We start from the raw sequence: 6,223 nt of genomic DNA, 5'->3' as shown, positions 1-6,223 counted from the left end.
TACCGGAGGGCCCTGGAGCGGGTTCAGGGGTCCGTCACGTGATCCGGGTCGTCGTACAGGCGAGCCGCGAACCGACGTAGCAAGTCGCGTAGCCGCTCGGGGCTACTGCGGCGGGGCGCTTGACAGAGGCCTCGTAGACCCAGAGTCCGCCGTCCTCGCACTTACTGGTCGTTTCAGAATGAGTTCGGTACAGGTACTTGGCGGTCGAGCTCGGTGGCGGCAGAGTGGTGCAGATCCCAGATGATCTTGTGTCTGATGACCTGTGGAAACACGTTGCTCCGCTACTGCCGTCCCGGCCTGTGCGGCGTCATCGGTATCCAGAGCGGCTGCCCGCGGACGACCGGGCGGCTCTGCGGGGCATCGTTCACGTCCTGCGCAAGAACATGAGCTGGAGAGATGTCCCTGCAGAGCGGACCGGCTGCAGTGGAGTGGACGGGTTCGTACATGCCGACGGCTCCCGTCCCGTGGGCGACGGGAGAGGGAGCCGTTCGGGGCTGTAGGGCGTGTGCCTTGGGCCGATCAGGCGTGGCGGTGGGTGTGTCGGTTGCCGGTGATGAGGCGGTAGAGGGCGAGGAGGATGACGGAGCCGACGATGGCGGCGATCCAGGTGGATATCTCGAAGAAGCCGTCGACGGAGTCCACGCCGAAGATGACCTTGCCGAGCCAGCCTCCGAGCAGGCCGCCGGCGATGCCGATGAGCATGGTGATGATGATGCCGCCGGGGTCCTTGCCCGGCATCAGGGCCTTGGCGATGGCGCCGGCGATCAGGCCGATGAGGATCCACGCGATGATGCCCATAATGCCTCTCCACTTCGTCGCATAAAGACTCTGTTGGCTCAACGTCTGCGCCGATCTCACCCGGGCAAACCTCCTCTCCGACACCGGAGTCCTGCCGGCCCACGGTTCGAGAAGCACCCCGGGACGCCGCAAAGACAGCCAGGGCCTGTTACGACCTGCAGAGATGGGGCCGAAGGCGTGACCACGGGTGGGAGCCAGGCAAAACGGACGCCCTTCGTTCTCGCGGGTCACTCCAAGCGGGCAAGCCGGTCCCGTACGAGGACACCTCCTCCCCACGCGATAGCCATGGGGAGGAGCCCCTTCCACTGCTGGGGCCGGTACCGGACGGTGTTGTCGGCGGCGGCTGGAAGCTGGTCGGTATGAACGGTGACGAGCAGCTGCTGCGCGGCCGGGTCTACGGCCGTGACCACGACGACCCCGACCCGGGCCCGCCGCCGGAGCGGATCCACACCGAACTCCTCGGCGGCCCGCTGGACGGTCTTCTGCTGGATATCCACCGGTGGCGGCCGAGGAGGTCGACGACGACGTCGCCCTGACCACCGAACTCGGCCGGTGGCTCGGAGGCCGGCCGCTGTACGACCCGCGCCTTCCGCCGCCGGCTTACCTGGACGGAGCGCCGGAAGGCCAAGAAATGGTTTGCCGGCCCGATGGCTGTGTGTCACCGTTCGGCCTGGACCGGAAGTTGATCATCGGCGACCGGTCGATGCCGACATGTCGGCGGCCTCTCGGGGAACCACCGGAGAGGTGACGAAACGAGGGGAACCGGTGCCGTGGGGAACAGTTACGAGGACGAGTGTCGCCGGTCGTTGGCCGAGGAGCAGGCGAAGAGTCTTGCCGACACCAACGACTGGGAACATGTGGACAGGGAGCGGGTCCACCAGGACTGGGACGTCCTGTACCGGGAGATCACGGCTTTCCTGGACGGCGGCTCCCTACCAGGGGACCAGCAGATCCAGGAGCTCGTCCGCAGGCACTTCGACATCGTCTGCCGGTTCTACACCCCCTCCAGGGAGGCTTACGTCGGCATGTCGCTCTTCTACGCCGAGGACGAGGCCATGAGGGCCTTCCACGATTCCTACCACCCCGGGCTGGTGGAGTTCCTGGGCGCTGCGATCAAGGTGTTCGCCGAACAGGGGAGCGGGTTCGCCTCCAACGCAGGGGCCGAGGCTTCGGCATAGTCGGGCGACACGGGCCAGGACATGCAGGGGCGGGTGCGCCGTAGTCGTATACCCGGCAGTCATGATCAGGCCGTAGTGACCGGCGAGAACGGCGTAGGCGTTGGCTACATTCCGCACCGTGGTCAGCGATAGGCGCCGGCCGGTAGGGCAGATCGAGCTGACCGGGCGTGCAGTCTGCGGAACATCGGGACGACCAGCGGTCCTCCGCAGTGGGTCGGTACCTCGACGAGGTGATCCTCAAGACGAACGCGGCCACGGCCGACGGCTCGAACCCCAGACTGCGCCCCGCTCACCAGCAGGCGCGGGCCAATCCGGGTGAGGGCCCCAGCGCGGATTCTCGGCGACGTATCGGGTGCTCATGCCGTACTGCGCGACGATCTCGGCGAAGGCGACGCCGTCCCGGCCAGGCGGAGGGACGGGGTGCCGGTGGCTACCGTGATGACTTGCTCTCCTCTGGGGAGCCTGCTTGCCGACGGGGCTTGCTCGCCGCCTTCGGGTGGCGGTCTCCGGACTGGGCCCCGTCGGCCGTTTCCTTGCGTACGACGGGAGCCGGTCAGGCGGCCAGGGCCGTGCGCGCGGCGTGCAGGGCGTCGTCGAGGCTGTCGGCGGTGCGGTCGTGCCCAGCGGACCCGCTCGCCTCGTCCGGGTCGATGCTCCATCCCCAGCCGGTCCCGGGGTGCCCGTCGATGACGACGGTGTGGTCGCCCAGGGTGACGGTGAGGGAGAGGCTCCCTCCAGGATGGGTGGCGGTCTGGATCGCGGCCCCGGGGCCGAGGATGTGGGCGGCGGCGGAGCGGGCTTCGTCTGTGCTGGTCACGGGGTTCTCCTCACGGGGTACGGATAGAACGATGGTGCGATCATCGGGGTCGGTCAGAACCTGCAGGACCGGGTGGCACCGGCGCCGATGGGTGTGGTCAGGCTGAGCCGGAGACAGCCGGTGGCCGGGCGGCCGGTCGGGTACGGCTCCAGAACGGCGCCGCGCGCGAGCGTTGCGGGGTAGTGCTCGGGTCCGGTGCCGTGCCGCTCGCGTACAAGCGTGAGCCCGAAGCCACTGTAGAAGTCGCGGCAGGTGCCGAGCCGGTCGGTGGAGAGAACGATGAGATTGTTGATCACTGGCGCTCCTGGGGTCTGTGGCAGTCGTGAGAGGGAGGGGCCCCGCCCCCAGTTGCTCCCAAAGCGGGCAGGTGGTCCAGTCGCCTCCTGCTCACTTGTAGACCTCCTCGCCGGTGCGCCTGCTCGTGATCCTCAGTGTTCCCTCGGGTTCAACCTAGGGCCTGTCTGACAATTCGCGTGGACCAGGCCGGGCGAGCCCGACCCGACGGGAAGGGGCAGACAGGCCCCAGAACGGACCTACGGCCGGAGCGTCCCGTCCGGGACCGGCGTGGCCTGGTGATAGTAGAGCCGGAACTCCCCTGCGGCGTCGCGGCGCCAGATCGACGAACGGCGGGCCTGTCGGTCCTCGATACGGGTCTCGTAGGTGAGGTGGACGATCCCGGGGGCCAGAACCGTGCCCTTGAAGTGCTCTGCGGTGATGGGGGTGCTGTTCTCGGCTCCGCCGTGGAGCGTGGGCAGGGCGGCGACCATCTCCGCATGCGTCCACCGTCGCCCGGAGGCACCGACCTCGATGAAATCGGGGTCGAAGAGGGCTTCGGCGAGGGGGCCGGAGAGGCGGACGGAGGGGTCGTGGAGGCGTCGCTCCCGGACGATCGCCTCGGTGACGTCCGGATGCTGCGGGAGCGCCTCAGGCGCGTGCCGGTCGTTCTGGATCATGGTGACATGATGCCCGGTCGCGATCGGTGGGCCCTCGGCGGCCGGGCGGCCTTCAGCGGCGGCAGGCCCTGACACTGCCTGATAATTGATCTTGTGGTGGGACGGGGTGAGATGACGGATGCGGCATGGGCGCGGATAGCGCCTCTGCTGCCGGGGGTTGACGGTCGTGGGCGTCCGTGGCGGGATCACCGGCAGGTGATCAACGGGGTGCTGTGGCGGTTGCGGACCGGTGCTCCGTGGCGTGACCTGCCGGAACGCTATGGGCCGTGGCAGACGGTCTATGAGCGGTTCGCCCGCTGGGAAGCGGATGGCACCTGGGCCGACCTGCTCGAGCAGGTCCAGGTCCGGGACGACTCCGTCGGAACCGTGGAATGGACGGTGTCGGTCGACTCCACGATCAACCGAGCCCACCAGCACGCCGCCGGTGCCCGCAAAAAGGGGCGGCGGCGGGGGACGAACTGGAAGATCCGGCACGCGCGTCGGCTGGCCAGGCGCTTGGCCGGTCCCGCGGTGGGCTGACCACCAAGGTCCATCTCGCCTGCGACGGCCGGGGCCTGCCCCTGGCCGTCGTCGTCACGCCGGGCAACGTCAACGATTCCACCGTCTTCGACGCCGTCCTGGAGGAGCTGAAGGTGCCCCGGGTCGGCGCCGGGCGGCCCCGCCGCAGGCCCGACGCGGTCATCGCGGACAAGGCGTATTCGTCCCGGGCGATCCGCCAGTCCCTGCGGCGCAGGGGTATCCGGGCGGTGATCCCGGAGCGGTCGGATTAGAAGGCTAACCGCCTGCGGCGCGGACAGACCGGCGGCAGGCCGCCGGCCTTCGACCGAGAGCTCTACAAGGCCCGCAACGTGGTCGAACGCTGCTTCAACCGCCTCAAGCAGTTCCGCGCGATCGCCACCCGCTTCGACAAACTCGCCGACCGCTACAAGGCCGGAGTCCACCTCGCCGCACTCATTCTCTGGCTCCGCACACCCACTCCAAGATCCTTTGTCAGACAGGTCCTAGATCCCGTTGCCCTTGGTGGCTGCGATCAACCTGCTAAGGACGTCGTAGGTATTGTCGGTATGTAGATATTGGGGTTTGAAGTTTTGAAGTGACGCCTGCGGTGAGGATCGTGTCTCGTTTGGAAGCCCGCGATCCTGGGTTCCAGGGCCTGGACCGGTGAGTTCGCCCCCTTTTTTTCGTCCTGCCGTGGGCGCAGTCGAGGACGGCGCGGGACGGGTCGAGCAGGTCGGCGCCGTCGAGACGGTGCAGGATTTCCTTATGGGCCAGCCCCGCACAGCAGCCCGCGACCAGACCAGGAACCAGCGATGCGCTGTCGACTTCGATACGCCGAAGCAGGGCGGCAGGGCCCGCCAGGTGCAGCCGCTGACGAGCACGTGGACGACCGCGGCGAACAACGTCTCATCCGCGGTTCAGGTGTCCGCGAGGAGGGAGTCGTACGGGACGCTCGTGCGGCAGGCGGACATGAAGGAGAGGAAATCGCCCTGGACGTCACTGGCGCGGGCGAGGCCCCCCTCCATGCCGCGGCCGAGCAGCTGAACCGATGCTGGGCCATCTCGGAAGTTCCGCGGGTGCGTCAGGTTCCAGGTGAACCGGGTGTGAGAGCCCGGCTCCACGCCGACCTGCGGGCTGGCTTTGTCCATGAGTACGGGTTCGGGCTCGCTTTCCGTGATGCACGCACGCTGAGTGACGGCTGACGTTCCGATTGGGCTCTGGGAAGTTGCCTGAAAATGACCGGGGCCGATCTTGATGTGGTCGACAGTGCGGCGTCGTGGAAGAGATGGCGCCCCGCCTGGAGGGCCTGTTGTTACTGTCCATCGCGGACGTGTCGGCGCTGTCGTTGGACATGAGCCACGAGGCGATACGCATCGACGTCTGCAGTACGTCGGCCGGGGCGGCACGCCCAGACTGTGGGAGCGAGTCGACCCGGGTGCACAGTTCTTACCTGCGGTTTCCAGCGGACGTGCCGAGCGGAGGACGTCTGGTGGTCCTGCAACTGCGAGTCCGGCGGTTCTTCTGTGCGGAGCCTTCGTGCGCTCGGCGGACGTTCGCTGAACAGATGCCGGGATTGACCCGGCGGCACAGGAGGTGGACGGAGCGGTTGCGAGCGACTCTGGCCGCGGTGGGTCTCGCCCTCGCCGGCCGGGCGGCGCCCGGATGGCCCAGGCATTCGGGGTGTCCATCAGCCGCAGCGCGGTGTTGCGGCTGCCCGACGCATTGCCCGAACCCGCGGTCCCGGCCCCGCGGGTGGTGGGTGTCGATGAGCACGCCACACGCAAAGACGGGTCCACGGCACGGTGCTCGTCGACGTCGAGACTCGTCGGCCGGTGGATCCGCTGCCTGACCGAGAGGCGTCCAGCCTGGCCGCATGGTTGGCGAAGCGGCCAGGGCTCGAGGTCGTCTGCCGGGACCGCGCGCCGTTCTTCGCGGAAGGCGCCACAGCCGTGGCACCCCAGGCCACGCAGGTCGCCGAC

The 6,223-nt window shown here is 68.3% G+C and carries 7 protein-coding genes and 5 pseudogenes; 7 read left to right on the top strand and 5 right to left on the bottom strand.

Annotated elements, in window-relative coordinates; translation table 11 throughout:
• Nucleotides 1-197: 197 nt before the first annotated feature.
• Nucleotides 198-431, top strand: a pseudogene (locus K7G60_RS32810) (transposase); the annotation flags it as partial.
• A gap of 88 nt (nucleotides 432-519) precedes the next feature.
• On the opposite strand, the gene K7G60_RS32805 reads toward K7G60_RS32810, so the two are convergent.
• Nucleotides 520-798, bottom strand: coding sequence for a GlsB/YeaQ/YmgE family stress response membrane protein (locus K7G60_RS32805; RefSeq protein WP_190156292.1), 279 nt, complete (start codon nucleotides 796-798; stop codon nucleotides 520-522).
• A gap of 359 nt (nucleotides 799-1,157) precedes the next feature.
• On the opposite strand from K7G60_RS32805, the pseudogene K7G60_RS32800 reads away from it, so the two are divergent.
• Nucleotides 1,158-1,396, top strand: a pseudogene (locus K7G60_RS32800) (hypothetical protein); the annotation flags it as partial.
• A 172-nt stretch (nucleotides 1,397-1,568) separates the two neighbouring features.
• The gene (locus K7G60_RS32795) at nucleotides 1,569-1,976 is read left to right on the top strand and encodes a TipAS antibiotic-recognition domain-containing protein (RefSeq protein WP_225804604.1); all 408 of its coding nucleotides are present in this window, start codon (nucleotides 1,569-1,571) and stop codon (nucleotides 1,974-1,976) included.
• Between the two features lie 553 nt (nucleotides 1,977-2,529).
• On the opposite strand, the gene K7G60_RS32790 is transcribed toward K7G60_RS32795, so the two are convergent.
• The 3 genes from K7G60_RS32790 to K7G60_RS32780 all read right to left on the bottom strand — a co-directional run bounded on the left by K7G60_RS32790 (nucleotide 2,530) and on the right by K7G60_RS32780 (nucleotide 3,746).
• Nucleotides 2,530-2,793, bottom strand: a complete 264-nt coding sequence (locus K7G60_RS32790) for a hypothetical protein (protein WP_225804603.1) — start codon at nucleotides 2,791-2,793, stop codon at nucleotides 2,530-2,532.
• Nucleotides 2,794-2,846: 53 nt separating this feature from the next.
• Nucleotides 2,847-3,089 (bottom strand): VOC family protein, encoded by a 243-nt coding sequence (locus K7G60_RS32785; RefSeq protein ID WP_225804602.1) that lies wholly within the window; start codon nucleotides 3,087-3,089, stop codon nucleotides 2,847-2,849.
• A 237-nt stretch (nucleotides 3,090-3,326) separates the two neighbouring features.
• On the bottom strand, nucleotides 3,327-3,746 hold the full coding sequence (locus K7G60_RS32780) for a DUF4440 domain-containing protein (protein ID WP_225804601.1): 420 nt from the start codon (nucleotides 3,744-3,746) through the stop codon (nucleotides 3,327-3,329).
• Nucleotides 3,747-3,839: 93 nt separating this feature from the next.
• Here K7G60_RS32780 and K7G60_RS32775 point away from each other — a divergent pair.
• Nucleotides 3,840-4,751 (top strand): annotated as a pseudogene (locus tag K7G60_RS32775) (IS5 family transposase).
• A 41-nt stretch (nucleotides 4,752-4,792) separates the two neighbouring features.
• Here the strand turns inward: K7G60_RS32775 and K7G60_RS32770 are convergent.
• Nucleotides 4,793-5,161 (bottom strand): annotated as a pseudogene (locus K7G60_RS32770) (transposase); the annotation flags it as partial.
• Here K7G60_RS32770 and K7G60_RS39575 point away from each other — a divergent pair.
• The 3 genes and pseudogenes from K7G60_RS39575 to K7G60_RS38995 form a co-directional block, all read left to right on the top strand.
• A complete protein-coding gene (locus tag K7G60_RS39575) occupies nucleotides 5,057-5,446 on the top strand; it encodes a DUF6207 family protein (protein WP_225804607.1) in 390 nt (129 codons plus the stop codon). The pseudogene K7G60_RS32770 and the gene K7G60_RS39575 sit on opposite strands and share 105 nt — an antisense overlap.
• Nucleotides 5,447-5,529: 83 nt before the next feature.
• The gene (locus K7G60_RS39570; RefSeq protein ID WP_374115724.1) at nucleotides 5,530-6,093 is read left to right on the top strand and encodes a transposase family protein; all 564 of its coding nucleotides are present in this window, start codon (nucleotides 5,530-5,532) and stop codon (nucleotides 6,091-6,093) included.
• Nucleotides 6,047-6,217: pseudogene (locus tag K7G60_RS38995) on the top strand (ISL3 family transposase); the annotation flags it as partial. The gene K7G60_RS39570 and the pseudogene K7G60_RS38995, both read left to right, overlap by 47 nt.
• Nucleotides 6,218-6,223 lie beyond the last annotated feature (6 nt).

Source organism: Streptomyces sp. NK15101, from assembly GCF_020400725.1.
In the GTDB taxonomy this organism is placed as follows: Bacteria; Actinomycetota; Actinomycetes; order Streptomycetales; family Streptomycetaceae; genus Streptomyces.
This window is presented reverse-complemented; position numbering and strand designations above follow the sequence as displayed.

Bases quoted from the DNA above. Each gene is read 5' to 3' on its own strand.
- K7G60_RS39575 (WP_225804607.1), top strand. From the start codon at position 5,057: ATGCGCTGTCGACTTCGATACGCCGAAGCAGGGCGGCAGGGCCCGCCA.
- K7G60_RS32780 (WP_225804601.1), bottom strand. From the start codon at position 3,746: ATGATCCAGAACGACCGGCACGCGCCTGAGGCGCTCCCGCAGCATCCG.
- K7G60_RS32805 (WP_190156292.1), bottom strand. From the start codon at position 798: ATGGGCATCATCGCGTGGATCCTCATCGGCCTGATCGCCGGCGCCATC.
- K7G60_RS39570 (WP_374115724.1), top strand. From the start codon at position 5,530: ATGGCGCCCCGCCTGGAGGGCCTGTTGTTACTGTCCATCGCGGACGTG.